This is a genomic window from Methanohalophilus sp. WG1-DM (assembly GCF_004104135.1).
In the GTDB taxonomy this organism is placed as follows: Archaea; Halobacteriota; Methanosarcinia; order Methanosarcinales; family Methanosarcinaceae; genus Methanohalophilus; species Methanohalophilus euhalobius.
On the sequence record NZ_RRBA01000033.1, the window covers coordinates 1 to 929 of the forward strand.

The 929-nt window shown below is 41.8% G+C and carries 2 protein-coding genes; both read left to right on the forward strand.

The features are described 5' to 3' along the window. The first annotated feature begins 62 nt into the window (after positions 1–62). Complete coding sequence (locus CI957_RS10255) at positions 63–338, forward strand: hypothetical protein (RefSeq protein ID WP_128754793.1); 276 nt, start codon at positions 63–65, stop codon at positions 336–338. Positions 339–549: 211 nt separating this feature from the next. Beyond that, a complete protein-coding gene (locus CI957_RS10260) occupies positions 550–852 on the forward strand; it encodes a nucleotidyltransferase family protein (RefSeq protein ID WP_096713081.1) in 303 nt (100 codons plus the stop codon). The last annotated feature ends 77 nt before the right edge of the window (positions 853–929 follow it).

Here is a 929-nt window from a genome sequence, read left to right on the forward strand (position 1 = left end):
CTGGTTTTCAGTATTACTTATCTGCCACAAAACCTTTAATTTGAGTACGTATATTTCCTATTATGGAAGTCGCAATCTCAGATGATGCATTACCTGTTGTGAAAGAATCACTGGGAAAGGAGATTCTTCTGCTGCGGGCAAAAATACGCCTGGCAGAAAAAGAAATTGCTGTTTTTGAAGACAGGTACAATATGCCGTCGTCCCGATTTTGTATAAAATTTGAAAACGGGGACCTCGGGGATTCACAGGATTTTTTTGAATGGTGGGGACTTTTGAGGGGTCTTGAAACTCTTAAAACACAGTTAGATCAGGCACAATCGGTGATTTCAAATTGGTGATTCTAAGGTGCTGTCAACTACCCCTCCCTTTACTGCAAGGGGCTTGAATGTTAATTAAGCATTTGTCCGGGAGATGTAGTTAACTTTCCCGTGATGAGGTGCAGGTGGATTGACGAGGAAGGCGGAAAATAGAGGCCCTGGCTTTACAGCTGTACACAAAATAATTATACCCTGCAAACAACATTAACTAGGAGGAATTTTCTTAGAGGCTATGTCATACAACCCAGACCTTGAAATATACCGAAAAAAACTCCGAAAGATGTTGCCTCAGCTGGAAGATCGATATAACGTAAAGTATATTGGACTGTTTGGCTCCTATGTAAGAGGAGAGCAAACTACGGAAAGTGATCTCGATATCCTGGTGGAATTCAGCAAGACTCCCACCCTTTTCCAATTCATTAACCTGGAGAATTATCTCTCTGATACCCTGGGAATCAAGGTGGACCTGGTCATGAAGGATTCACTGAAACCCAATATTGGAAAATACATACTTAACGAAGTCAGGGCAGTGTGATATATGATTCGAGACATCAGGGATTATGTCAATGACATCTATGCTGCCATGGAGGCGGCAGAGAATTTTGTCAGTGA